This window comes from Streptomyces sp. NPDC002623, assembly GCF_053592635.1.
Genome location: NZ_JBSFWB010000002.1, coordinates 186,528 through 210,318, shown reverse-complemented (window position 1 = coordinate 210,318; position 23,791 = coordinate 186,528). Strand labels below are relative to the sequence as shown.

General features: G+C 71.2%; 22 protein-coding genes, 2 tRNA genes and 1 pseudogene. 14 read left to right on the top strand and 11 right to left on the bottom strand.

Annotation, left to right across the window (positions count from 1 at the left end; translation table 11 throughout):
- Window positions 1–137 precede the first annotated feature (137 nt).
- The 3 genes from ACWD4O_RS03650 to ACWD4O_RS03640 are packed head-to-tail and all read left to right on the top strand — an operon-like array spanning window position 138 to window position 3,304.
- Window positions 138–1,838 carry a TerD family protein gene (locus ACWD4O_RS03650; RefSeq protein ID WP_451277054.1) on the top strand — a complete coding sequence of 567 codons (1,701 nt, stop codon included), beginning with the start codon at window positions 138–140 and terminating at the stop codon, window positions 1,836–1,838.
- 11 nt (window positions 1,839–1,849) lie between these two features.
- Entirely contained in the window at window positions 1,850–2,530 is a 681-nt protein-coding gene (locus ACWD4O_RS03645; RefSeq protein ID WP_351903116.1) for an AIM24 family protein, read from the top strand.
- Window positions 2,531–2,548: 18 nt separating this feature from the next.
- Window positions 2,549–3,304 (top strand): AIM24 family protein, encoded by a 756-nt coding sequence (locus tag ACWD4O_RS03640; RefSeq protein ID WP_450948913.1) that lies wholly within the window; start codon window positions 2,549–2,551, stop codon window positions 3,302–3,304.
- 70 nt (window positions 3,305–3,374) lie between these two features.
- Here the strand turns inward: ACWD4O_RS03640 and ACWD4O_RS03635 are convergent, their stop codons facing one another.
- Together ACWD4O_RS03635 and ACWD4O_RS03630 are read right to left on the bottom strand one after the other, a co-directional pair.
- Window positions 3,375–3,890 (bottom strand): NUDIX hydrolase, encoded by a 516-nt coding sequence (locus tag ACWD4O_RS03635; protein WP_451277051.1) that lies wholly within the window; start codon window positions 3,888–3,890, stop codon window positions 3,375–3,377.
- Window positions 3,887–5,338 (bottom strand): zinc-dependent metalloprotease, encoded by a 1,452-nt coding sequence (locus tag ACWD4O_RS03630; protein ID WP_451277049.1) that lies wholly within the window; start codon window positions 5,336–5,338, stop codon window positions 3,887–3,889. The genes ACWD4O_RS03635 and ACWD4O_RS03630 overlap by 4 nt, the downstream gene beginning before the upstream one ends.
- A gap of 192 nt (window positions 5,339–5,530) precedes the next feature.
- On the opposite strand from ACWD4O_RS03630, the gene ACWD4O_RS03625 reads away from it, so the two are divergent.
- The 4 genes from ACWD4O_RS03625 (at window position 5,531) to ACWD4O_RS03610 (ending at window position 8,811) form a co-directional block, all read left to right on the top strand.
- Complete coding sequence (locus ACWD4O_RS03625; RefSeq protein WP_451277047.1) at window positions 5,531–6,640, top strand: SDR family oxidoreductase; 1,110 nt, start codon at window positions 5,531–5,533, stop codon at window positions 6,638–6,640.
- A 223-nt stretch (window positions 6,641–6,863) separates the two neighbouring features.
- Window positions 6,864–7,325, top strand: a complete 462-nt coding sequence (locus ACWD4O_RS03620) for a molybdenum cofactor biosynthesis protein MoaE (RefSeq protein ID WP_451277045.1) — start codon at window positions 6,864–6,866, stop codon at window positions 7,323–7,325.
- Between the two features lie 175 nt (window positions 7,326–7,500).
- Entirely contained in the window at window positions 7,501–7,665 is a 165-nt protein-coding gene (locus ACWD4O_RS03615; protein ID WP_358801141.1) for a hypothetical protein, read from the top strand.
- A gap of 54 nt (window positions 7,666–7,719) precedes the next feature.
- Window positions 7,720–8,811: a YlbL family protein gene (locus tag ACWD4O_RS03610; protein ID WP_451277043.1), complete on the top strand. Its 1,092-nt coding sequence runs from the start codon at window positions 7,720–7,722 to the stop codon at window positions 8,809–8,811.
- 37 nt (window positions 8,812–8,848) lie between these two features.
- Here the strand turns inward: ACWD4O_RS03610 and ACWD4O_RS03605 are convergent, their stop codons facing one another.
- The gene (locus ACWD4O_RS03605; RefSeq protein WP_351903139.1) at window positions 8,849–9,391 is read right to left on the bottom strand and encodes a PPA1309 family protein; all 543 of its coding nucleotides are present in this window, start codon (window positions 9,389–9,391) and stop codon (window positions 8,849–8,851) included.
- 163 nt (window positions 9,392–9,554) lie between these two features.
- Between ACWD4O_RS03605 and ACWD4O_RS03600 the strand changes: the two genes are divergently transcribed.
- The 4 genes from ACWD4O_RS03600 to ACWD4O_RS03585 all read left to right on the top strand — a co-directional run bounded on the left by ACWD4O_RS03600 (window position 9,555) and on the right by ACWD4O_RS03585 (window position 14,895).
- Window positions 9,555–12,536, top strand: a complete 2,982-nt coding sequence (locus ACWD4O_RS03600) for a UPF0182 family membrane protein (RefSeq protein WP_451277718.1) — start codon at window positions 9,555–9,557, stop codon at window positions 12,534–12,536.
- Window positions 12,537–12,577: 41 nt separating this feature from the next.
- A tRNA-Met gene (locus tag ACWD4O_RS03595) sits at window positions 12,578–12,651 on the top strand.
- A 207-nt stretch (window positions 12,652–12,858) separates the two neighbouring features.
- The gene (locus tag ACWD4O_RS03590) at window positions 12,859–14,739 is read left to right on the top strand and encodes a tetratricopeptide repeat protein (protein WP_451277041.1); all 1,881 of its coding nucleotides are present in this window, start codon (window positions 12,859–12,861) and stop codon (window positions 14,737–14,739) included.
- Window positions 14,740–14,821: 82 nt separating this feature from the next.
- Window positions 14,822–14,895, top strand: a tRNA-Met gene (locus tag ACWD4O_RS03585).
- Between the two features lie 269 nt (window positions 14,896–15,164).
- Here the strand turns inward: ACWD4O_RS03585 and ACWD4O_RS03580 are convergent.
- The 4 genes and pseudogenes from ACWD4O_RS03580 to hisN all read right to left on the bottom strand — a co-directional run.
- Window positions 15,165–15,548: pseudogene (locus ACWD4O_RS03580) on the bottom strand (ATP-binding cassette domain-containing protein); the annotation flags it as partial.
- A gap of 127 nt (window positions 15,549–15,675) precedes the next feature.
- Complete coding sequence (locus ACWD4O_RS03575) at window positions 15,676–16,092, bottom strand: Fur family transcriptional regulator (protein WP_363166974.1); 417 nt, start codon at window positions 16,090–16,092, stop codon at window positions 15,676–15,678.
- 228 nt (window positions 16,093–16,320) lie between these two features.
- Entirely contained in the window at window positions 16,321–16,713 is a 393-nt protein-coding gene (locus ACWD4O_RS03570; RefSeq protein ID WP_451277038.1) for a CBS domain-containing protein, read from the bottom strand.
- A 174-nt stretch (window positions 16,714–16,887) separates the two neighbouring features.
- Window positions 16,888–17,688, bottom strand: a complete 801-nt coding sequence (gene hisN / locus ACWD4O_RS03565; protein ID WP_451277036.1) for a histidinol-phosphatase — start codon at window positions 17,686–17,688, stop codon at window positions 16,888–16,890.
- A gap of 137 nt (window positions 17,689–17,825) precedes the next feature.
- Here hisN and ACWD4O_RS03560 point away from each other — a divergent pair, with 137 nt between their 5' ends.
- Complete coding sequence (locus ACWD4O_RS03560) at window positions 17,826–18,440, top strand: TetR/AcrR family transcriptional regulator (RefSeq protein ID WP_351903164.1); 615 nt, start codon at window positions 17,826–17,828, stop codon at window positions 18,438–18,440.
- 16 nt (window positions 18,441–18,456) lie between these two features.
- Here the strand turns inward: ACWD4O_RS03560 and ACWD4O_RS03555 are convergent, their stop codons facing one another.
- The 4 genes from ACWD4O_RS03555 to ACWD4O_RS03540 all read right to left on the bottom strand — a co-directional run bounded on the left by ACWD4O_RS03555 (window position 18,457) and on the right by ACWD4O_RS03540 (window position 22,171).
- The gene (locus ACWD4O_RS03555) at window positions 18,457–18,780 is read right to left on the bottom strand and encodes a DMT family transporter (RefSeq protein WP_451277033.1); all 324 of its coding nucleotides are present in this window, start codon (window positions 18,778–18,780) and stop codon (window positions 18,457–18,459) included.
- A 110-nt stretch (window positions 18,781–18,890) separates the two neighbouring features.
- Complete coding sequence (gene rsgA / locus ACWD4O_RS03550; protein WP_451277031.1) at window positions 18,891–19,901, bottom strand: ribosome small subunit-dependent GTPase A; 1,011 nt, start codon at window positions 19,899–19,901, stop codon at window positions 18,891–18,893.
- Window positions 19,902–19,912: 11 nt separating this feature from the next.
- Window positions 19,913–21,241 carry a 3-phosphoshikimate 1-carboxyvinyltransferase gene (gene aroA, locus ACWD4O_RS03545; RefSeq protein ID WP_451277029.1) on the bottom strand — a complete coding sequence of 443 codons (1,329 nt, stop codon included), beginning with the start codon at window positions 21,239–21,241 and terminating at the stop codon, window positions 19,913–19,915.
- Window positions 21,242–21,448: 207 nt separating this feature from the next.
- Window positions 21,449–22,171, bottom strand: coding sequence for a M50 family metallopeptidase (locus tag ACWD4O_RS03540; protein ID WP_450948902.1), 723 nt, complete (start codon window positions 22,169–22,171; stop codon window positions 21,449–21,451).
- 50 nt (window positions 22,172–22,221) lie between these two features.
- Here ACWD4O_RS03540 and ACWD4O_RS03535 point away from each other — a divergent pair, with 50 nt between their 5' ends.
- Both ACWD4O_RS03535 and ACWD4O_RS03530 read left to right on the top strand, forming a co-directional pair.
- Window positions 22,222–23,037, top strand: a complete 816-nt coding sequence (locus ACWD4O_RS03535; protein ID WP_451277027.1) for an SOS response-associated peptidase — start codon at window positions 22,222–22,224, stop codon at window positions 23,035–23,037.
- Between the two features lie 12 nt (window positions 23,038–23,049).
- Window positions 23,050–23,679: an alpha/beta hydrolase family protein gene (locus ACWD4O_RS03530; RefSeq protein ID WP_451277025.1), complete on the top strand. Its 630-nt coding sequence runs from the start codon at window positions 23,050–23,052 to the stop codon at window positions 23,677–23,679.
- The last annotated feature ends 112 nt before the right edge of the window (window positions 23,680–23,791 follow it).

Below are 23,791 nucleotides of genomic sequence, written 5' to 3'. Positions count from 1 at the left end.
GCACGCGGAGCGAACCCGGTCGGTATCAGGTGACGCGGGTTGTGTACCGGGTCTGTACCGACATCGTGCGTTGTCAGACTTTGCCGTTAGCCTGACGCGACGCACTCGCACATCGGGATGGGGGACGGTCGTTACGCATGCCCAGGGAATTCCAGCGCGGCCACAAGGCCAAGATCAGTGACCTCACCGCGGGCACCGATCTGTACGTAGGCGTGCAGATCACCGCTCCCGGCCTGACCTTCGACATCAGCTGCTTCGGCCTCGACGCCGACGAGCGGCTCTCGGACGACCGGTACTTCGTCTTCTTCAACCAGCCGAAGTCCCCTGAGGAGTCCGTCCAGCTCCTGGGCGCCCAGGCGGGAGACACGGAGTCCTTCCGGATCACTCTGGACCGGATCCCGCAGCAGATCCGCAGACTGTCCTTCACCGCGACCCTCGACGGCGCCGGACAGATGTCGCAGATCCACCCCGGCTACATCCGCATCGTCGCCGGCGGCGAGGAGGTGGCCCGCTATGCCTTCAACGGCTCGGAGTTCACCACCGAGCGGGCCGTGATGCTGGGCGACTTCTACTTCAAGGACGTGTGGCGGTTCGCGGCCGTCGGACAGGGCTTCGACGGCGGCCTGGACGCGCTGCTGAAGAACTTCGGCGGCGAGGTCGCCGAGGAGGAGGCGCCCGCCGCCCCGCCGCAGCAGCCGCAGGCCGGGGCGGCTCCCGGCTTCGCCCCGCCCGCCTTCGGCGCACCGTCCGCACCCGCCCCGGCGCCCGCTCCGCAGCAACCGCAGCCCGCCGCGCAGGGCTTCGCGCCCCCGCCCGCGGCGACTCCGCCGCCGGCCCCGGCCCCCGCGCCGTCGATGCACGCCGCGCCGACGATCGTCGCGCCCCTGACCCCGCCCGGCGGCGGCCATGTGCCGCCCCCCGCCCCGGCACCGGCTCCGTACGGCCAGCCGCCCCAGCAGCAGCCGTACGGTCAGGGTCCCGCGCCGACCGCGCCCATGCCGCCCGGGTACGGCCAGCAGCCCCCGGCACCGCCGGCCCCGCCCGGCTATGGTCAGCAGCCGGCCCCGCCCGGCTACGGCCAGCCGCCCGCGCCGCCCGGCTACGGTCAGCAGCCGCCGTTCGGGCAGGTCCCGGGGCAGCAGGCGTACGGCGTGCCGCAGGGCGCGCCCCAGGGCGGCGCGGGTGTGACCGCCGCACTCCAGCAGTTCAAGGAGACGCCCACCGGGCAGCGCTGGACGCCGCAGACCAAGAAGATGATCCGCGTCGACCTCGCCATCGGCGGCCAGCCCGTGCTCGCCCGCCAGGGCAGCATGGTCCTCTACCAGGGCAAGGTCGACTTCAGCTACAAGGGCGCCGGATTCGCCGGCCGGATCGTCGGCAACGCGACCGGCCAGGAGATGCAGCTGATGCGCTGCACCGGCCAGGGGCAGGTGTTCCTCGCCGAGAACTCCACCCAACTGCACCCCATCGAGCTCCAGGGCGACGCGATCTGCGTCTCCGCCGAGAACGTCCTCGCCTTCGACGAGAGCCTCCAGTACGAGGTCCGTCGCGTCGAGGGGCACGGGATCCCCGGCGGCGCGCTGTTCACGATGCAGTTCCAGGGCACCGGCACGATCGTCGTGAAGACGCACGGCACGCCCGTCGTCCTGCCCGTCACGCCCACCACGTTCGCCGACTGCAACGCCGTCGTCGCCTGGTCGGCCGCCTCCCAGGTGGTCGTCTCCAGCCAGGTGCGGATGCGCCGCAACGCCTACCCGGGCGACACCGGAGAGAGCGTCAACCTCCAGTTCCGGGGAGCTCCCGGCAACTTCATCGTCGTCCAGCCGTACGAGGTCTGAGGGAGCCCGTCATGAACCAGCCGCTCGCGGGCTACGCCCCCGCACCCGTCACCGCCCGCATGGAGAACCACGGCAACCACATGCTGAAGGTCGCCATGCAGACCGGGAACGACCTCTTCGCGCGCGTGGGCTCGATGGTCGCCTACGAGGGCTTCGTCCAGTACGAGCCCAACCCGCCGGCCGTCCGCCAGATCGCCCGCGACTGGATGACCGGCGAGGGCGCGCCCCTCATGAAGTGCACCGGCGACGGCCTGCTCTACCTCGCCGACTACGGGGCGAACGTCGTCGTCATCCAGCTCAACGGCGACGGCATCTCCGTCAACGCCACCAACCTGCTCGCCTTCGACGCGCACCTCACCTGGGGCGTCGAGCGCGTCAAGGGGCTCGCGAAGTTCGCCGGTCAGGGCCTGTGGAACACCAAGATCTCCGGGCAGGGCTGGGTCGCGCTGACCTCGCGGGGCAAGCCGATCGTCGTCGACTGCGGCGGCGGCGAGGACGAGACGTACGTCGACCCCGACGCGCTCGTCGCCTGGTCCCCGAACCTCAAGGTGAAGGGCAAGCGCAGCTTCAAGGCGCAGTCGCTCATCGGCCGGGGCAGCGGCGAGGCCTACCAGATGGCCTTCTCCGGCCAGGGCATCGTCGTCGTCCAGCCCAGTGAGGACAGCACCGACCGCCTTCGGGTCCGGGGCTGAGGGGGAGCCAGAAACGCCATGCAGAGCCCACTTTTCGCGCACAACGACTCGCAGACCCAGGAACGCTGGAGTCTGCAGAACAAGCAGATGCTCCGGGTCACCCTGGAGGGCCACGACGACATCCTCGCCCGCAAGGGCACGATGGTCGCCTATCAGGGCCTGATGGAGTTCGACGCCGAGTACCAGAGCAACAACCAGGGACGCGCGCGTGCGCACACCGGCGAGGGCCTGGACCTGATGCGGTGCCACGGGCAGGGCACGGTCTACCTCGCCAACCTCGCCCAGCACGTCCATGTCGTGGACGTGGAGCAGGACGGTCTGACCGTGGACAGCAGCTACGTGCTCGCCATGGACTCCGGGCTGCACCACGAAGTCATCGCCGTCGACAGCCTCTACGGCATCTCCGGCTCGGGGAAGTACCAGCTCAACATCACCGGCCGCGGCAAGGTCGCGCTGATGACCTCGGGCGCGCCCCTGATGATGCAGGTCACGCCCGACAAGTACGTCAACTGCGACGCCGACGCCATCGTCGCCTGGTCGACCGGGCTGCGGGTGCAGATGCAGGCCCAGACGCACACCTCCGGCGTGTGGCGCCGGCGCGGCAACACCGGTGAGGGCTGGGAGCTGAGCTTCATGGGCAGCGGCTACGCGCTCGTCCAGCCCAGCGAACTGCTGCCGCCGCAGAACGCCCAGCTCGGCTCCGGCCTGGCCGCCCAGTACGGCATGGGGCAGCAGGGGGCACGCGGACAGAACCAGGGCAACGTCTGGAGCTGACCCTCCGCAGAGCGAATGTAAGGGGCGACCACCTGGTGAGTCGCCCCTTACCCGTTGCGGCCGTCGCCGCTCACAGCCGCGCGCGGGTCGCTTCCAGCAGCCGTACGACCGACCCGTCGGCCACGCCCGCCACCTCGTCGTAGGCGAACCAGCGCAGGTCGAGGGATTCGTCGCTGATGGCCTCCACCGCCCCGGCCGGAGCGAGCGCCGCGTACTGGACGTCGTAGTGCCAGGCACAGGGCGTGAGATGCCGGTCGAGCCGGACCGGGCCGCCGGGCAGCAGGCTCAGCCCCGGGACGCCCGACTCCTCGGTCCCCTCCCGCAGGGCCGCGGCCGCCAGCGTCGCGTCGGCCGGCTCGCAGTGGCCGCCCGTCTGCAGCCACATGCGCAGCTTCTTGTGGAGCGTGAGCAGCACCCGCCCCCGCCCCGGGTCGATCACCAGCGCGCTCGCCGTGAGATGGCCGTCCCCGCAGGCCTTGCGCATGCCGTCCGGATGCGCCGCGAGATGGTCCAGATAGGTCTGGCGCAGCTCTTCCTGGCCCTCGTACCCCTTCAGGACGAGGACCGCGTCGTCGTACAGGCTCACTCGGTGTCGTCGCCCCTGGAGTCGTTCTCGTCGTCCTTCTTCAGATTCGGCTTCTCGGTGTGGCCGCCGCCGCTCGCCGCCTCGCCGAGCATCTTGTCCAGCTCGGAGAAGTCCAGCTGCTCGCGGTGCACGAAGCCGTCCGGGTCGTCCAGGTCGGACGCCGTGGGCAGCATGTCCGGGTGGGCCCACAGGGCGTCACGGCCGTCGACCCCGCGCGCGTCCGTCAGCGAGGCCCACAGCCGGGAGGCGTCGCGCAGTCGGCGTGGGCGCAGCTCCAGACCGATCAGCGTCGCGAACGTCTGCTCCGCGGGACCGCCCGTGGCACGGCGGCGGCGCAGCGTCTCGCGCAGCGCGTCGGCGGACGTCAGGCGCGGCTTCGCGGCCGCGTGCACCACCGCGTCCACCCAGCCCTCGACGAGCGCCAGGGCCGTCTCCAGACGGGCCAGGGCGGCCTTCTGCTCCGGGGTGTCCTCCGGCTGGAACATGCCCTGCTGCAGTGCGTCCTGCAACTGCTCGGGGTTCTGCGGGTCGAACTGGCCGACCACGTCCTCCAGCTTGGCGGTGTCGACCTTGATCCCGCGCGCGTAGCCCTCGACCGCACCGAACAGGTGCGAGCGCAGCCACGGCACATGCGCGAACAGGCGCTGGTGGGCGGCCTCGCGCAGCGCGAGGTAGAGCCGCACCTCCTCCTTCGCCACGCCCAGGTCCTTGCCGAACGCCTCGATGTTCACCGGCAGCAGTGCCGCGCGCCCGGCCGGGCCGAGCGGCAGGCCGATGTCGGTCGAGCCGACGACCTCGCCCGCGAGCACGCCCACGGCCTGGCCGATCTGCGAACCGAACATCGCGCCGCCCATCGACCGCATCATGCCGATCAGCGGGCCCGCCATGGCCTGCATCTCCTCCGGCAGGACGTCGCCCATGGCCGCGCCGACGCGCTCGGCGACCGGGTCGACGAGCTCCTTCCACGCGGGCAGGGTCGCCTCGACCCACTCCGCGCGGGACCACGCCACCGCAGTGCCGGCGCCGGACGGCAGGGAGGTCGCGTCGTCCAGCCACAGGTCGGCCAGGCGGACGGCCTCCTGGACCGCGGTGACGTCGGAGGGGCCGACGCTCGCGTCCTTCACGCCGTCGGAGGTGCCCTGGGAGACCTGCTGGCGGGCGATCTGCTTGGCCATGTCCCAGTTCACCGGGCCGCCCTCGTAGGAGAGCATCTGGCCCAGCTGCTGGAACGCGGCCCCCAGGTCGTTGGGGTTCAGTGAACCGAACATCGCGGCGAGCGGATTGTCCGCGCCGGGGCCGCCAAAGCCGCCGGCGCCGGGCATCCCGCCGAAACCGAACGGGTTGGCCGGTCCCTGACCACCGCCGCTCTGCGGGTCCTTCTTCTTGCCCTCGTCGCCGTCTTCCGGCTCCTCCGGCGGAAGGCCGAATCCGAATGGGGTGTCACTCACGGGGTTCCTCGGCTGGTAAGGCCACCGGTTATCGGCCGGCGGCGACTGCCCTGCAACACCACCCAGCGTAGACACCCCGGCTCGATCGGGCCTCGGTGCTTCGCCGACTCCTGGCCTGCGGCAGGATGGATGCCACCTGGTACGTACGCGTCACTCACGCCCGTATGCCAAGACAACCGCTGGAGACACCTGGTGAGTTCCCCAGATCCGCAGGTTCGCGCAGCGCGAAACCACGCAACCCCGAGCGGTGCGCGCGGGCCCGTCGTCGCCGTGACCGGTGCCGCGACCGGGGTCGGCGCGCTGCTCACGGAGCGGCTCGCCGCATCGGAGGAGGTCAAGCAGGTCGTCGCCATCGACGAGCGGCGAGGCGAGTGCGACGCGGCGCAGTGGCACATCCTCGACGTCCGTGACCCGGCGATCGCCGAGAAGCTGCGCGGGGCGGACGTCGTGGTCCACCTCGCCCTCGACCTCGACCTGGGGAGTGACGCCGCCGCCCGGACGGCCTACAACGTGCGCGGAACGCAGACCGTGCTGACGGCCGCCGCGGCGGCCGGGGTGCACCGCGTCGTGCTGTGCACCTCCGCGATGGTCTACGGAGCGCTGGAGGACAACGAGCTGCCGCTCGCGGAGGACGCGGAGCTGCGCGCGACGGCCGAGGCGACCGGCGTCGGCGACCTTCTGGAGATCGAACGGCTCGCACGGCGTGCGCCCCGGGCGCATCCGGGACTGAACGTCACCGTGGTGCGGCCCGCGATCCTGGTCGGCGGCACCGACACCGCGCTGACCCGGTACTTCGAGTCCCCGCGGCTGCTGGTCGTCGCCGGTTCGCGGCCGGCCTGGCAGTTCTGCCACGTCGAGGACCTGGTGGGCGCTCTGGAGTACGCCGTCCTGGAGAAGGTCGACGGGGAGCTGGCCGTCGGGTGCGACGGGTGGCTGGAGCAGGAGGAGGTCGAGGAGCTCAGCGGGATCCGGCGGATGGAGCTGCCGTCGGCGGTCGCGCTGGGCGCCGCCGCCCGGCTGCACCGGATCGGGCTCACGCCGTCCCCGGCGGGCGACCTCGCGTACACGATGCACCCCTGGGTGGTGAGCGGGAGCCGGCTGCACGACGCGGGGTGGCGGCCGCAGTGGACCAATGAGGAGGTCCTCGCGGAGCTGCTGGCGGAGGTGTCCGGGCGGCACACCGTCGTCGGCCGGCGGCTGGGCCGCAAGGACGCGACCGCCGCGGGCGCGGCAGGCGCGACGGTGGCTCTGTTGGGTGCGGCGGCAGTGGTGCGCAGGGCCCGTAAGGCCCGGCGGCGATGAGCGCGGGGGCTTCCCGCCGCCGGGAAGCCCCCCCCGGGGACGGGCCGCCTCATACCGGAGGCCTACTGAAGCCTGCTGAGGCCTGCCTGGGCAGGCTCCTGTAGGAGGCGCCGAAGCGAGGCCTGCTTGGGCATCCTCCTGTAGGAGGCTCCGAAGCGTCACACGCGCGTACCGGGCGATGACGCTATTCCCCCTGGTCTCAGGCGTGCGGCACGATGGGGGCATGGCAGCCACCAACGAGCACCCCGGCGAGCAGGCGGCGCAGGATCCCGTCAAGCTGATCGCCGTCCGCGACACCGCCCTCTCCCTGGACGAGGTCTTCCGCGCCGTCGGAGACGACGCGGCCGGCGGGACGGCGCTGTTCGTGGGCACCGTGCGCAACCACGACGGGGGCGCCGACGTCGACGCGCTCGGCTACTCCTGCCACCCCAGTGCCGAGGCGGAGATGCGGCGGATCGCGGAGAAGGTCGTCGCGGACTACCCGGTGCGCGCGCTCGCGGCCGTGCATCGCGTGGGGGACCTGCGCGTGGGCGACCTCGCCGTCGTCGTCGCCGTCTCCTGCCCGCACCGCGGGGAGGCCTTCGAGGCCTGCCGGAAGCTGATCGACGACCTCAAGCACGAGGTGCCGATCTGGAAGCACCAGAAGTTCTCGGACGGGACGGAGGAGTGGGTCGGCGCCTGCTGAACCGGTCCTGCCGAACCGGCCCCGTCCCCCTCCCCGGGGCATTCCGCTTCGCGGCCCGTTCCCGGGGCCACCCGTCCGGTTGCGTAACCGGACCCCTGCCATGAGCGTTGTCAGTGCGGATGGTTAATCTGCTGATCAGTCAGTTGTGGTAGCTCATCGGGGTTGGGAGGTCGGCATGGCTGCGCTCGCCTGGTTGCTGATTCCGCTTGCCACCGGGATCGGTGCCGGCCTGTGGGGCAGTTGGGCCAACCGAACCCGCAAGGCTCGCAGCGACGGCCCTGAGCTGGACGGATACGCGCGCTTCCGCGCGGCCATGGAGAAGCCCCACTCGCATACCTGACCCGGGTGGCAGCCCTGACGGTGCGCTGACAGACGCGTCACGTAATGTCGAGTCATGCCACGCCGCACCGCGACGATGCTCGCCTCCACCCTGATGCTGATCGCGCTCCTGTGCGCGGGAGTACTCATCCCCGTGCCGTACGCGGAGATGTCCCCGGGGCCGACGGTGAACACACTCGGCGACCACGACGGCGAGCCGGTGCTGCAGATCTCCGGGCGCAAGACCTACGCGACCAGCGGCAACCTCAACATGACCACCGTGCGGGTCACCAGCGCCGACTACCGGATGAACCTCGTCGAGGCCGTCTACGGATGGCTCGCGCACGACAACAAGGTCGTGCCGCACGACACGCTCTACCCGGACGGCAAGACCGAGGAGCAGTCCACCCAGGAGAACGCCGAGGAGTTCAGCCAGTCCCAGGAGAGCGCCAAGGTCGCCGCCCTGAACGAGCTGGACATCCCGGTGACCTCCTGGGTGATCGTCTCGACCGTGGTGAAGGCATCCCCGGCGGAGGGCAAGCTGCACGCCGGTGACGTGATCAAGGCCGTGGACGGCACCGCGGTGAAGGAGCCCGGCGACGTCGCGAAGCTGGTGACGAAGCACAAGGCGGGGGAGAACGTCGTCTTCACGATCGTTCCGGCCAAGGAGCAGGCGGCCGCCGAGAAGGCGAACAGGACGGCGACCAAGACCCAGGACGTCACCATCACCACCGCGGCCTCCGACGACACCGGCGAGAAGCGGGCCATCGTCGGGATCTCGGCCGGGACCGACCACACGTTCCCGTTCACCATCGACATCAAGCTCGCCGACGTCGGCGGGCCCAGCGCCGGTCTGATGTTCGCGCTCGGCATCTACGACAAGCTCACCCCGGACAGCCTCACCGGCGGCAAGTTCGTCGCCGGCACCGGGACGATCGACGACGCCGGCAAGGTCGGGCCGATCGGCGGCATCGAGATGAAGACCGTCGGCGCGCGCAGCCAGGGCGCCCAGTACTTCCTGACGCCCGCCGACAACTGCGCGGCCGCCGCCAAGGACACCCCCTCGGGGCTCAGGCTCGTCAAGGTGAACACCATCGACGACGCCCTCACCGCCCTCAAGGACATCCGCAGCGGCGACACCGCCGACCTGCCGAAGTGCACGAAGTAGCCGCAGGACCGACCACCGCGCGAACCTTCCTCAGGAGCTACTCCGCGAAGGTCGCCGACAGCGCCTCCGCGAGGCCCGGCACCAGGCCCGCGCCCGTGAGGACCTCCGTCGGGGCGTCCTTCTCGCGCAGCCGGAGGGCCGAGTCGCGGGTGCCGTCGCGCAGCACGCCGACCGTCATCCGGACCTCCTGACGGTCGGGGTGGTCCGCCACCCACTTCGTGAGCTTCGCCCCGCTCAGCCCCTGCGGGACCTGGGCCTCGGCGGACGGGGGCAGCATCAACCGCTCCACGGTGAGGGCGCAGCCGACCACCGCGTCGGGCCAGGCGATCGTGGCCAGGAACTCGTCGAGCGGCTTGTCCGTTGGCACTTCGTCCTGCTCGATCGGGGTGAGACCGGTGGTCTGGGGCTCGTCCTGAAGGCCGAGCTGGGCGGCGAGCGACGGTTCCTGGGCTCGCAGCCGAGCGGTGTCTACGAGGGCGAAAAGGCGGGCGGGCTGGTCCCAGCCGAGGCCGGAGGCGTACTCGTCGATCTCGAGTACGGCCCGGGTGAGCGGGCTCGCCGCCATGGGAGTGTTGGACATGGTCACAATCCTCTCTCGTTCCTGGCCGGAATCGGGAACCGAGTAAACGGTGAGTAAGTTGCATAGATGTGGGCTCGCGATCACGGGGGGCCACGAACGGTCCACGAACACGCGGGCCTGACGGATCAATTTCGACTTCGAGGTGCGCACCTTGGCTTTCCAGATGCCGGACCGCGGCGGAGGCCCGACAGGGCCGCGGATGAGAGTGGGCCGCCCGTCCCGGCGCGTCCGGACCCTGCTCCTGACACTGGGCGTCCTTGCCGTTCTCGGCATGGCGTTCACCATGTTCGCCGGGTTCTGGACGGACTGGCTCTGGTACCGCTCGGTGAACTACTCGTCGGTCTTCACCACCACGCTGTGGACCAAGATCGGGCTGTTCTTCGTCTTCGGCCTGCTGATGGCACTCGCGGTCGGCTTCAACATCTGGCTGGCCCACCGGCTGCGGCCGCCGCTCAGCGCGATGTCGGTGGAACAGCAGAGCCTGGACCGCTACCGCATGGGCATCGCGCCCTACAAGACGTGGCTGCTGCTCGGCATCACCGCCCTGGTCGGCCTCATCGCCGGCGCCTCGGCGGCGGGCCAGTGGCGGACCTGGCTGATGTGGGTCAACGGTGTGTCCTTCGGACAGAAGGACCCGCAGTTCCACCTCGACGTGTCCTTCTTCGCCTTCGACCTGCCCTGGTACCGGTTCCTGCTCGGCTTCGGCTTCGCCGCCACGATCCTCTCCCTGATCGCCGCCGCGCTCACCCACTACCTGTACGGCGGGCTGCGGGTCACCAGCCCGGGCGCGCGCGCCACGGCCGCGGCCACCGGGCACCTGTCGGTGCTGCTGGGCATCTTCGTCACGCTGAAGGCGGTCGCCTACTGGCTCGACCGCTACGGACTGGCGGTGAAGTCCAGCGACTTCAAGGCGACGGACAACTGGACGGGCCTGAGGTACGTCGACGCCAACGCCTACCTGCCGGCCAAGACGATCCTGTTCTGCATCGCCGTCATCTGTGCGCTGCTGTTCTTCGCCACCCTGTGGCGGCGCACCTGGCAGCTGCCCGTGATCGGCTTCGGCCTGATGGTGCTCTCGGCGATCCTCATCGGCGGGCTGTACCCGGCGATCGTCCAGAAGTTCCAGGTCCAGCCGAACGAGCAGGCCAAGGAAGCCCCGTACGTCGAGAAGAACCTCAAGGCGACGCGCGAGGCGTACGGCATCGAGGACGCGCAGGTCACCGAGTACTCGGGCACCGGCACCACCAAGGACAAGACGAAGCTGCGCGACGACGCCGACGCCGCCGCGAGCATCCGGGTCCTGGACCCGAACATCGTGTCCCCGACGTTCCAGCAGCTCCAGCAGATGCGGAAGTACTACGCCTTCCCGACCAACCTGGACGTGGACCGCTACAACATCAAGGGCACGGACGAGGACACGGTCATCGGTCTGCGCGAGCTGAACCTCGCGGGCGTGGACAAGCAGAACTGGATCAACAACCACTTCCGCTACACCCACGGCTACGGCGTGGTCGCCGCCAACGGCACCACCTCCGACGCCGAGGGCCGGCCGCTCTTCACCGAGTCCAACCTGCCCTCCGTGGGCGAGCTCGGCACATACGAGCAGCGGGTCTACTACGGGGAGAAGACGACCACGTACTCGATCGTCGGCGGTCCCCAGAAGGAGATCGACTACTCCGACGACCAGGGTGAGAAGACCACCAGCTACACCGGCAAGAGCGGGGTCAACCTCTCCAACCCGATCAACCGGGCCGCGTACGCGGTGGCGTTCGGGGAGCCGCAGATCCTGTACTCCGGTGCCATTGGCGACGGTTCGCGGATCCTGTACAACCGCACGCCGAAGGAGCGCGTCGAGGCGGTCGCCCCGTGGCTGACCATCGACGGCGACGCCTATCCGGCCGTGGTCGGCAACAAGATCCAGTGGATCGTCGACGCGTACACGACGACGAACGGCTACCCGTACGCCTCCCGTACGACCCTGGGCGACACGACGGCCGACTCGCTGACCGCGACCAACGACAACCGCGCGGTGGTGGCCCAGCAGAACCAGGTCAACTACATCCGCAACTCGGTGAAGGCGACCGTCGACGCGTACACGGGCGAGGTCAAGCTCTACCAGTGGGACACCGAGGACCCGGTCCTGAAGACCTGGATGAAGGCGTTCCCCGGCACGGTGAAGTCCAAGTCGTCCATCTCGAGCGACCTGATGGCGCATCTCCGGTACCCGCAGGACCTGTTCAAGGTCCAGCGCGAGCTGCTCACCCGCTACCACGTGAAGGACGCCACGACGTTCCTCAGCGGCAGCGAGGTGTGGCAGGTGCCGGACGACCCGTCCAACAAGTCGGGCGACGCGGTGCCGCCGTATTACCTGAGCATGAAGATGCCCGACCAGGCGGCGCAGGCGTTCTCGCTCACGACGACGTTCACGCCCAACGGCCGGGACAACCTCAGTGCGTTCATGGCGGTCGACTCCGAGGCGGGCACTCCTGACTACGGCAAGATCAGAGTGCTGAAACTGCCGACCAGTACGACGGTCGACGGACCCAAACAGGTGCAGAGCCAGTTCAACTCCGAACAGGACATCGCCGAGTCCATCAGACTCCTGAAGGGCGGCGACTCCGACATCGAGTACGGCAACCTGCTGACGGTGCCGTTGGACGGCGGCCTGCTGTACGTGGAGCCGGTCTATGTGCGCGGTGGCGGGCTCAAGTACCCCCTCCTGAAAAAGGTGTTGGTGACCTACGGAGGCAACACCGCCTTCGAGGACACCCTGGACGAGGCCCTCAACAAGGTCTTCGGCGCGGAGAGTACGACCACGCCGCCGGCTGACGAGGGCGACGGCACCACGACACCGCCGACGTCCACCAACCCGACGGTCAGAGAGGCGCTCGCCGACGCCCAGAAGGCCTTCACCGCGGGCCAGGAGGCGCTGAAGAAGCCCGACTGGGACGCGTACGCCAAGGCGCAGAAGGATCTCGAGGCCGCGCTGAAGCGGGCCGAGGCCGCGCAGGCGGAGGCCGACAAGGGCGCCAAGGCCAGCAGCACACCGAGTCCCACCGGCTCGGCGAGCCCCGGCGGCGGCTCGGGCTCCGGCTCCGGCAGCAGTGCGAGTCCGAGCCCGAGTCCCAGTCCGACCAGCGGCTGATCATGCTCCACCCCGCGTCGTGGTACGGTTGTGGAACACGACGCGGGGTGGAGCAGCTCGGTAGCTCGCTGGGCTCATAACCCAGAGGTCGCAGGTTCAAATCCTGTCCCCGCTACTGAAAAACGAAGGCCCGGATCCAGAAACGGATCCGGGCCTTCGTGATGTGCGAACGCATGTGCCGGGGGACGTGATGGCCGCGCCGCTGTGGGGAGTTGAGGGATCTGTGTTTGACTTGTCTCTCTGTGGGCATGTCGACAAAACGCTGAAGTGACCTTACGGGCCGCGGTATACCAGGTGTACCCGGGTTGCAGGTGGTGCGACGATGGACGTTATGGGGGACAAGGCAACTCTGTTCGAGACAGGGCGGTTTGTGCAGCCTTCCGGCGAGGAAGCGACCCCGGACGAGAGCCGGGACGAGGCGGCGGACGCCGTCGAGACGGGTGAGGCCGTCGAGGAGATGCGCCTGCGGCTCGCGGCGGAAGCCGGCGACGCCGAGGCCATGAGCGTCCTCGGGGCCATGCTGCTGCGCCGCGGCGACCTCGACGGTGCCGAGCCCCATCTGCGTGCCGCCACCGCCGAGGGCGACCGGGCCGCCGCCAACAACCTGGGCGTCCTCCTCCACCAGCGCGGTTACCCCGACGACGCCGCCGGCTGGTGGCGGGTCGCCGCCGTCGCCGGCTCCGCCGCGGCCGCGCACGCGCTGGGCCGCCACCGACGTGAGTGCGGGGACGAGCCGGCCGCCGAGTACTGGCTGCGCCAGTCCGCCGAACAGGGGCACGCGCTGGGCGCGTACGCCCTCGCCGACCTGCTGGAACACCGTGGCGACGCGGGGGCCGAGCGCTGGATGCGGGCCGCCGCCGAGCGCGGGCACCGGGAAGCGGCCTACCGGCTGGCCCGCGCCCTCGACCAGAAGGAATACGAGCAGAGCGGGGAGCGCCGAAGCGCCGTCACGGACGGCGACCGGGACGGGCACGGCCACGACAACGGTGTCGCCGCGGGGGCCGAGGCCGAGCAGTGGTACCGGCAGGCCGCCGCGCGCGGACACCGGCGGGCCGCCCTGCACCTTGGCACCATCCTGGAGAAGCGGGGTGACCTGAAGGAGGCCGGGCGCTGGTATCTGACCTCCGCCAAGGACGGCGAGGCACGGGCCGCCTGCGCGCTCGGCTTCCTGCTGCGCGACGCCGGCGACACCGAGAACGCCGCCATCTGGTGGCTGCGGGCCGCCCAGGAGGGCGACGGCAACGCGGCGAACGCCCTGGGCGCGCTGCACGCCGAGCGGGGGCAGACCCAGACCGCCGAGCGCTGGTACCGGGCCGCCATGGACGCCGGTGACGACAACGGCGCCTACAACCTCGCCCTGCTCTGCGCCGAGCAGGGCCGCACGGCGCAGGCCGAGCAGTGGTACCGGCGCGCGGCCTACGCCGGGCACCGGGAGGCCGCCAACGCGCTCGCCATCCTGCTGCTCCAGGGCGGCGACACGGCCGGCGCCGAACCGTGGTTCTCCAAGGCCGCGGAGGCGGGCAGCGTCGACGCCGCGTTCAACCTCGGCATCCTGTTCGCCGGACGGGGCGAGGAGCCCGTCGCGCTGCGCTGGTACGAGCGGGCGGCCGCCGCCGGGCACACCGAGGCGGCGCTCCAGGTCGGCATCGCGCGGCTGCGGGACGGCGACGAGCAGGAGGCCGAACGGCATCTGCGGTGCGCCGCCGGCGGCGGGAGCGCGGAGGCGGCCTACCGGCTGGCGTCCGTGCTCGACGCGCGCCGGCCGCAGCAGCCGGCGCACGAACTCGGGGAGATCGTGCACGAGAAGACCGAGTGCGAGGAGTGGTACGAGCGGGCGGCCACGCAGGGTCACCGCCGGGCGCAGGTGCGGGTCGGGATGCTGGCCGCCGCTCGCGGCGACGTCGTCGAGGCGGCGCGCTGGTACCGGACGGCCGCGGAGGCCGGATCGCGCAACGGCGCCTTCAACCTCGGGCTGCTGCTCGCGCGGGAGGGCAGCGAGCCCGAGGCCGCTGTGTGGTGGACCCGGGCGGCCGACGCCGGGCACGGGCGGGCGGCGTTGCGGCTCGCCCTGGTCTACGCGCGTCGCGGCGAGCTGGCGGAGGGGCAGCGCTGGGCGGACCGGGCGGTGTCGCTCGGGCCGGCGGAAGTCTCCGAGCGGGCGGCGCGGCTGCGGGACGCGCTGCGCGAAGAGCTCTCGGCCTGACCTCGTCCGACCTGCGAAGACGGGCGGCCGTCCAATGGATTTGCCTTCGTCGTCCCCCTTCACGTAACGTTGCATTCATCGCCGCGGGGTGGAGCAGCTCGGTAGCTCGCTGGGCTCATAACCCAGAGGTCGCAGGTTCAAATCCTGTCCCCGCTACTGAAGGCCGAGGGCCGGAATCCAGAACATGGATTCCGGCCCTCAGTCGTTGTCGCTCTCGGGAATTTCAGCCGCTGCGGCCGACCGCCTCCTCGTCCGGGATGCTCAGTGCGGCCGCGGACCTGCGGTGGTGACGGAGAGTGCATGATCCCCGCAGACGGTTCGGTGAAGCTGAACCCGAAGTCCGGCAGGCAGGTCATGGGCCGCTCGGTGGTCGAGCGGAAACCGCCACCCTCCCCCAGAGCCCAAAGGGCCTGGGGGGACCCCCAGCGCATCCCGCCCGGGAGGGTCGCCGGGTAGGCGTCCGCGAAGCCCGCCAGGCCCATGCGGGCCAGCCAGTCGTCGCCGCGGGCGGTCGCCGCGCGGCGCGGGACGCGCTGGACGTCCAGGCCGAAGCGGACGTCGGCGCGGACGGTCTTCCAGTCGTAGATGCCGTAGTCCTGGAAGATCATGGCCGCGGGGCGGGGGTTGGAGGTGCGGATCTCCAGCGTGCCGGTGCTCGGGCGCAGCAGCCCCGCCGCGATGCGCGGCAGGGTCGACTTGCCGCAGCCCGAGGGGCCGACGGCACAGGTGAACTCGCCGGGGGCGACGGCCGGTTCGAGGGGACCGAGGGCGTCGACCGCGCCTGGGCCCCGGCCGATGGTTCGGGTCAGATCACGTGCGCTGAGTTTCGGATACGGCTCTCCCGCAGCTCCCGACGATGTGACGGGTCGTCAGATTCGGGAACCCCGCGTGCTGGAGCGTGCCGGAGCGGGCGGGTGTGCGGGTGGGCGGAAGGGGTTACGCCGCGGCGCAGTTCGGGCAGATCCCGCGGTATGTGACCTCGACGTCCGAGACCTTGAAGCCGAAGCGCTCGGAGTCGGGGAGGTCGGCCAGCGGGTTGCCGCTCGGGTGCACATCCTTGATCGCGCCGCACTGGGCGCACACCAGGTGGTGGTGCGGGCGGTGCGCGTTCGGGTCGTACCGCTTGGCGCGCTTGTCGGTGGCGACCTCGAGCACCTCGCCGAGCGAGACCAGTTCGCCGAGCGTGTTGTAGACGGTCGCCCGGGAGATCTCCGGCAGCCGGACGACGGCCCTGGCGTGCACCTCGTCGGCGGTCAGATGGACGTGATCGCCGTCGAGCACCTCGGCCACGACACGCCGCTGCGCGGTCATTCGCCATCCGCGTCCGCGCAGTCGTCCCAGAAGGTCACTCATGGAGCCCAGCCTAACAGCCAGCGGGAACAGGTCCCGAACGAGTGTGACTTTAGAGTCCAACTTGACTTGGACAAAGTCCATTGTAGGATCAACCCAGAGACTGCGGCAAGCGGCTGGAGGTCGCGGTCCAGGCCCTGCGCGGCTGACAGCACTGGACCGCTTGTCGTGAGCGAACGGGCCGGGTTCCCCCTCGGGGGCCCGGCCCGTTCGTCGTCCGGGCCGGCGTCCTCAGGCCGGTACCTGCTGTCGGGCCGGCGCCCAGCAGCGGATGATGTCGCGGACCGAGACGATGCCGACCGGCTCGCCGCGGTCGAGGACGATCAGATGGCGGAAGCCGCCGTGTGCCATCGCCTGCGCCGCTTCCTCCAGGGTCCAGGTCGGTGCGGCGAAGACGACGTCGTTGGTGGTGTGGGCGTGGGTGTGTTCGCTGTCCGGGTCCTGGCCCAGGCCCACGGAGTTGAGGATGTCCCGCTCGGTGAGGATGCCTATGCCGCCGGCGTCCGGGTCCAGGACGATGGCCGCACCGACGCGGCGTGCGGACATCAGGGCGGCGGCCTGCCGGAGGGTGTGTGCGGGGCCGATGGTCAGGACCACCGTGCTCATGGCGTCGCGGACGAGCATGGGCTGAGCACCTCCTATGAATCCGTGACTTGTCGGTTCATGGATTAGTTCATGAATTCACAAGTTCACAAGTGGGGGTGGTGTCAGCGTGGCAGGTAAAGCGGGGGTCAACAAGAGGGCGCGCGCGTCCAATTGAGGGCGCGCGCGCTCATCTGTGGTTCTCGGGCGTGATGTTCAGGAGCGCTCGTTCAGATAGCCCAGCAGCTCGTCGTGGAGCAGCCCGTTCGACGCGGCCGCGTCGCCGCTGTGCGGGCCCGGACGGCCGTCGAGGCCAGTGAAGACGCCACCGGCCTCCGTCACGACGATCGCGGTGGCCGCCATGTCCCAGAGCGAGAGCTCCGGTTCGGCGCACAGGTCGACCGCGCCCTCGGCGACCAGCATGTACGGCCAGAAGTCGCCGTACGCGCGCGTACGCCACACCTCGCGGGTCAGGTCGAGGAAGCCGTTCAGCCGCCCGCGCTCCTCCCAGCCGGTGAGCGAGGAGTACGCGAAGGAGGCGTCCGACAGCTTCGAGACGCGGGAGACGTGCAGCCGGCTCGCGGCGGAAAGACTGCGGCCGGTGAACGCGCCGTACCCCTTCGCGGCCCACCAGCGGCGGCCCAGCGCCGGCGCGGAGACCACGCCGACGACGGGCTGATAGCCGCCCTCGCCCGCCTCCATCAGCGAGATCAGCGTGGCCCAGACGGGGACGCCCCGCACATAGTTCTTCGTGCCGTCGATCGGATCGATCACCCAGCGGCGGGGGCCGGTGCCCTCGATGCCGTACTCCTCGCCCAGGATCGCGTCCCGGGGCCGGGCCCGCTGGAGATGGCCGCGGATGATCTCCTCGGCGGCCTTGTCGGCCTCGCTCACCGGGGTCATGTCCGGTTTGGTCTCGACCTTGAGGTCGAGGGCCTTGAAACGGTCCATGGTCGCGGCGTCGGCTGCGTCCGCGAGGACGTGCGCGAGTCGGAGGTCGTCCAGGTAGTCCGGCATGGAACGAACCGTATCCGGCGGGGCCGAGCAGGGGCCACAGGGGACCGGGGTGTGGACGCCGTCCCCCTCGCGGACCCTTGACAGTGCCGTCGTGCGCGTCAAACCTGGGGCGCAGAGCCGCTCGTTCCAGGGAGGCGATGATGCCTGCAGCGCGGGAATCCCTACTGGACGCCGCCTTCGAGGCACTTGCGCTACGGCCGTGGGCCGCGGTGCGGATGGTGGACGTCGCCGCGGCGGCCGGGGTGTCCCGGCAGACGCTGTACAACGAGTTCGGCAGCAAGGAGGGCCTGGCCAGGGCACTCGTCAGACGCGAGGCCGACGGATATCTGGCCGGGGTCGACCGGGCGCTCGCCGTGCGCGGGGACGCCCGGGACCGGCTCACCGCCGCCGCCGAGTGGACCACCGCCGCCGCCCGCGACAACGTCCTCGTACGGGCCGTCCTCACCGGGTTCTGGAGCGAGCGACTGCCCGCGCCGACGCTCTCGGCGGTGCCGTCCTCCTCCGCCGTTCCGGCGCAGCGGCGGGCGGACGGGCCGCTGCCCTCGCCCGGCGATCTGGTGGGCGCCGTCCGCGACCGGGCCGTGGCCGTGCTCTCGGGACCCGGCGCCGTCCGGGCCGACGCCGCCGACCTGGCCCGCGCCTGCGAACTCGCCGTCCGCCTCGCCCTGTCCTGCGTGGCCGCGCCGCCGCCGGGGGAGGACGGGGTCGCCGAGCTGGTACGGGGAGCCCTGCAGCGCCAACCGGCCGTCTGACCGCCGATGCCGCGTCCTACTGCGCCGACCCCGACAGCTGCAGTCCGATCACTCCTATGATCACCAGGCTGATCGAGACGATCTTCAGGATCGACACCAGGTCGCCGAGGAAGATCATGCCGTAGATCGCGGTGCCCGCCGCGCCGATGCCCGTCCACACGGCGTAGGCGGGGCCCACGTCGAGTTTCTTCAGGGAGAGGGTCAGCAGGCCGAAGCTCCCCAGGGCGAAGATGCAGAACGCGACGGTGGGCCAGAGCCTGGTGAAACCGTGGGACAACTTGAGGCACACGGCGAAACCGGTCTCGAGCAATCCGGCTACGACGACCAGCAGCCACGCCATGAGCTGTCCCTCCGTGTGTCCGGCTCGGTGCGATTATGCACTTACCGGACTCGGGTGTACGCAAACAACGCGGTGGTCAACAGCCTGTTCGTCGGCTGCCCGTCTGCTGTTCAGTCGCCTTCCGTGCGCTCGCGCGTGGACAGCAGCCGTCGCAGGGAGTAGAGCCGCGCCGGGTCGGCGTGGCCCTCGGCCACCCACGCGTCCAGCGCGCAGTCCGGCTCGTCGTGACTGCACGCGCGCGGGCAGCCCTCGGTGCCCGGCACCAGGTCGGGGAAGGCGAGGATCACCCGGGACGGGTCGACGTGATGCAGGCCGAAGGACCGTAGGCCCGGAGTGTCGATCACCCAGTCGTCCGTGCCCGCCAGCGGCAGGGCCAGCGCCGAGGTCGTGGTGTGGCGGCCGCGGCCGGTCACCGCGTTCACATGGCCGGTCACCCGCCGCCGCTCCTCCGGGACCAGCGCGTTGACCAGGGTCGTCTTGCCGACGCCCGAATGCCCGACGAACGCCGTGGTCCGCCCGGCCAGCAGCTCGCGCACCCGGCCCACCGCGTCGCCGTTCTCCAGTTCCTCGCGGCTGGTGACGACGTACGGGATGTCGAGGTGGCCGTACAGCTCCAGCAGCTTGTCCGGGGACGCCAGGTCCGACTTCGTCATGACCAGCAGCGGGGTCAGACCGCCGTCGAACGCGGCCACCAGACAGCGGTCGATCAGCCGGGGGCGCGGCTCCGGGTCGGCCAGTGCGGTGACGACGGCCATCTGGTCGGCGTTGGCGACGATCACGCGCTCGAACGGGTCGTCGTCGTCCGCGGTGCGGCGGAGCACCGAGGTGCGCTCCGAGATGCGGACGATGCGGGCGAGAGTGTCCTTCTTGCCGGACAGGTCGCCGACGATGTCGACCCGGTCGCCCACGACCGCGGCCTTGCGGCCCAGTTCACGGGCCTTCATCGCGAGGACGATCCGGTCCTCGACGAGGCAGGTCAGCCGGCCCCGGTCGACGGTGAGGACCATGCCCTCGGCGGCGTCCTCGTGCTTGGGCCGGATGTGTGTACGAGGCCGGTTGCCCTTGCGGTTCGGGCGGCTGCGGATGTCGTCCTCGTCGGTGTGCTTGCCGTAGCGGCGCATGGCGGAAGTCCCTATACCCCGGACGTCCCGAGCATCCCGGTCCACAGGTCGGGGAAGTCCGGCAGGGTCTTCGCCGTCGTCGCCACGTTCTCGATCTGCACGCCCTCCACCGCCAGGCCGATGATCGCACCGGCCGTGGCCATGCGGTGGTCGTCGTAGGTGTGGAAGATCCCGCCGTGCAGCCGGCGCGGACGGATGTGCAGACCGTCGGCGGTCTCCGTGACGTCCCCGCCGAGCTCGTTGATCTCCTTGGTGAGGGCCGCCAGCCGGTCCGTCTCGTGCAGGCGCAGATGGGCCACGCCGCGCAGGGTGGACGGGGAGTCCGCGAGGGCGGCGACCGCCGCGATGCCTGGGGTCAGCTCGCCGACGTCGCTCAGGTCGACGTCGATGCCGTGGACCGAGCCCGAGCCGGTGAAGACCAGGCCGTAGTCGGCCAGCTCGCAGGAACCGCCCATCTCGGTGAAGATCTCCCGCAGCCGGTCACCCGGCTGGGTGGTGCGGGCCGGCCAGTCCGGGATCAGCACCCGGCCGCCCGTGACCAGCGCCGCCGCCAGGAACGGCTGGGCGTTGGACAGGTCCGGCTCGATCGTCAGGTCCCGGCCGAGCAGGGCGCCCGGAGTGACCCGCCAGACGTTCGGCTCGCCGCCCGACTCCGGGGTGTCCACCTGGGCGCCGACCGCGCGCAGCATGTCCACCGTCATCCGGATGTGCGGCACGGAGGGCAGGGTCGAGCCCGTGTGGCGGACCTCCACCCCCTGGTTGAAGCGCGGGGCGGAGAGCAGCAGCGCGCTCACGAACTGGGACGACGAGGACGCGTCGATGGCCACCGGCCCGCCGTCCAGCGCGCCCGAGCCGTGCACGGTCAGGGGCAGCGCGCCCCGGTCGTCGTCGTCGATCCGCGCGCCCAGGACGCGCAGCGCGTCGATGACGCCGTTCAGGGGACGCTCGTACGAACGCGGGTCGCCGTCGAAACGGACCGGGCCGTCGGCGAGGGCGGCGACCGGCGGCAGGAAGCGCATCACCGTGCCGGCGTTGCCGACGTCGACCGTGGCCGGTCCGCGCAGTCCCGCGGGCAGCACACGCCAGGCCTCGCCGGTGCCGTCCGGGCCCACGCCCTCCTCGATGCCGACGCCCATCTCGCGCAGCGCGCTCGCCATCAGCAGGGTGTCGCGAGAGCGGAGCGGGCGGCGCAGCCAGCCGGGTTCGGAGGCGAGGGCGGCGAGGACGAGGGCGCGGTTGGTGACGGACTTCGACCCCGGCACATGGACCGTCGCGTCGACGGCCTCGCTCGCGTGCGGTGCGGGCCAGAGGGCGGTGGTTGCGGCGGGGTTCACGGGCATGCGCCCACTTTAGTCTGCGGCCGTGGTTCGGGTGCGGCGCGTAAGCCTGGCCGGCGCGCAAGTCCGGGGCCGTGGTTCGGGTGCGGCGCGTAGGCCTGCGGCCGGTCGTGGTCGGGTGCGGCGCCGTCGGGGCTGGTCGCGCCCCGCGGCGGAGCCGCATATGGACGCAGCCCCGCGCCCCTTAAAGGCCTTAAAGGCAGGGCGTTTCTACAACCCCAGGAGCCAGCGTCCCCCGCCCAGCAGTGCGCACAGGCTCACCGTGTGGAACAGGAACAGCCACAGTGCCGCCGGGACGTGGGTCAGCCGGGAGAGCTGGTCGGCGTCCGAGTCGCCTGCGCCGCCCCTCGATCGCTTCATCTGCAGCTCGAAGGCCGGGCGGACGCCGCCCAGGAGGAGGAACCAGACCACCGCGTACGCGAACGCCGCCTGCACCTGGGGGCCCGCCAGCCAGGAGACCAGGAGGAACGTGCCGCCGGAGAGGACCACCGTCAGGGCGCCGTACGCGTTGCGGATCATCACCAGCATCGCCACCAGCAGGGCCGTCGCCAGCCACAGCAGCAGGGTGATGCGGCCGGCGCCGAGCAGGGAGGCGCCGCCCAGGCCGAGGAGCGGGGGAGCGGTGTAGCCGGCGGCCGCCGTGAGGATCATCCCGAGGCCGTGCGGCTTGCCGCGGCTGACGGTCAGGCCGCTGGTGTCGGAGTGCAGGCGTATCCCCGTGAGCTGGCGGCCGGTGAGCAGCGCTATCAGGCCGTGACCGCCCTCGTGGGCGATGGTGATCGCGTTGCGGGAGACGCGCCACAGGCTGTGCGGCACGACGACCGCGAGGGCCGCGACCGCGGTGGCGATCACCACCCACAGGTCGGGGTCGGGCTGGGTGCCGACGAGACGGTCCCACAGGTCGGGCAGCGCGGTGGCGGCGGTGCTGTCCATGGTGTGCGGTGGCTCCCAATCGACGTACGGAGTCTGGCAGTGTGGCACGTATGTGCGGACGGTATGCAGCGAGTCGCAGGCCCGAGGATCTCGCAGGAATCTTTGAAATCGAGAAGTGGGAGCCCGAGGAGACCTTGGAGCCCGACTACAACGTGGCGCCGACCAAGGAGGTCTACGCCGTCCTCGACCGTCCGTTGAAAGACGCCGACGACCGCCGACCGGTTCGCCAGCTGCGCACACTGAAGTGGGGGCTCGTGCCCTCCTGGTCGAAGACGCCCGAGGGCGGCGCCCGGATGATCAACGCGCGCGCCGAGACCGTCCACGAGAAGCCCTCGTACCGCCGGGCCTTCACCGCCCGGCGCTGCATCCTGCCCGCCGACGGCTACTACGAGTGGGTCACCGCCAAGGACGAGCGCGAGCTGGAGGTCGAGGGCAAGAAGAAGCGGGCCCGCAAGCAGCCCTACTTCGTGCTCCCGGCCGACGGCTCGGTCTTCGCGATGGCCGGGCTGTACGAGTTCTGGCGGGACCGCACCCTCCCCGACGACCATCCGGGGGCCTGGTGGGTGACGTGCTCGGTCATCACCACGGAGGCCGAGGCGTCGCCGCTCGCGGTGGCCCCCGCCGACGGGCCGCACGCCCTGGCCGACATCCACCCCCGGATGCCGCTGATGCTCACCCCGGACCGCTGGGACGCCTGGCTCGACCCGGCGCGGACGGACGTCGACGACCTGCGCTCGCTCCTCGAACCCCCGCCGGCCGGGCTGATGCGCGCCTACCCGGTGTCCACGGCCGTCAGCAATGTCCGCAACAACGCGCCGGAGCTGCTCAAGGAGCTGGAGGGGCCCGAGGAGGGCACACTCTTCTGACACCCTTCCGACGTGAGCACCGAGATCGTTCCCACGGACGCGGGTGACGCCCGCGTCACCTGGCACCAGGCCGAGAAGGCCCGCCTCGTCCTCGCCGTCAGCCATGGCGCAGGCGGTGGCATCGAGGCCCGAGACCTCCGGGCGCTGGCCGCCGTGCTGCCCGGGCACGGGGTGAGCGTGGCCCTCGTCGAGCAGCCCTGGCGGGTGGCCGGCAAGAAGGTCGCGACCGCGCCGAAGACCCTCGACATCGGCTGGCGCGGGATCTGGCCGGCCGTCGGCGCACCGGGACTGCCGGTGATCTCCGGCGGGCGGTCGGCGGGCGCGCGGGTGGCCTGCCGTACCGCCGTCGAGCTCGGCGCCCACGCCGTCCTCGCGCTCAGCTTTCCGCTGCACCCGCCGGGCAGACCCGAGAAGTCCCGCGCCGACGAACTGCTCGCCGCCGGGGCGCCCACCCTCGTCGTCCAGGGCGCCAACGACCCCTTCGGCAGGCCGGACGAGTTCCCCGAAGGCGCCTACGAGCTCCTGGAGGTGCCGTACGGCGATCACGGGCTCGCCGTGCCCAAGAGGGCCGCGACCACCCAGGAGGAGGCCCTGGAGGCCGTCACCGCCGGTGTCGTCCGGTGGATCACGTCACTCGGGTAAAGAGCGGGGAATGTCGAGGGGCGGGTCGCTGTTGAGGCGGACAGAAGTGCTGAACGCCCGGCACCGACGCCAGTGGGAAGGAAGTCCGCCGCATGGGTTCGACCGTATGCCC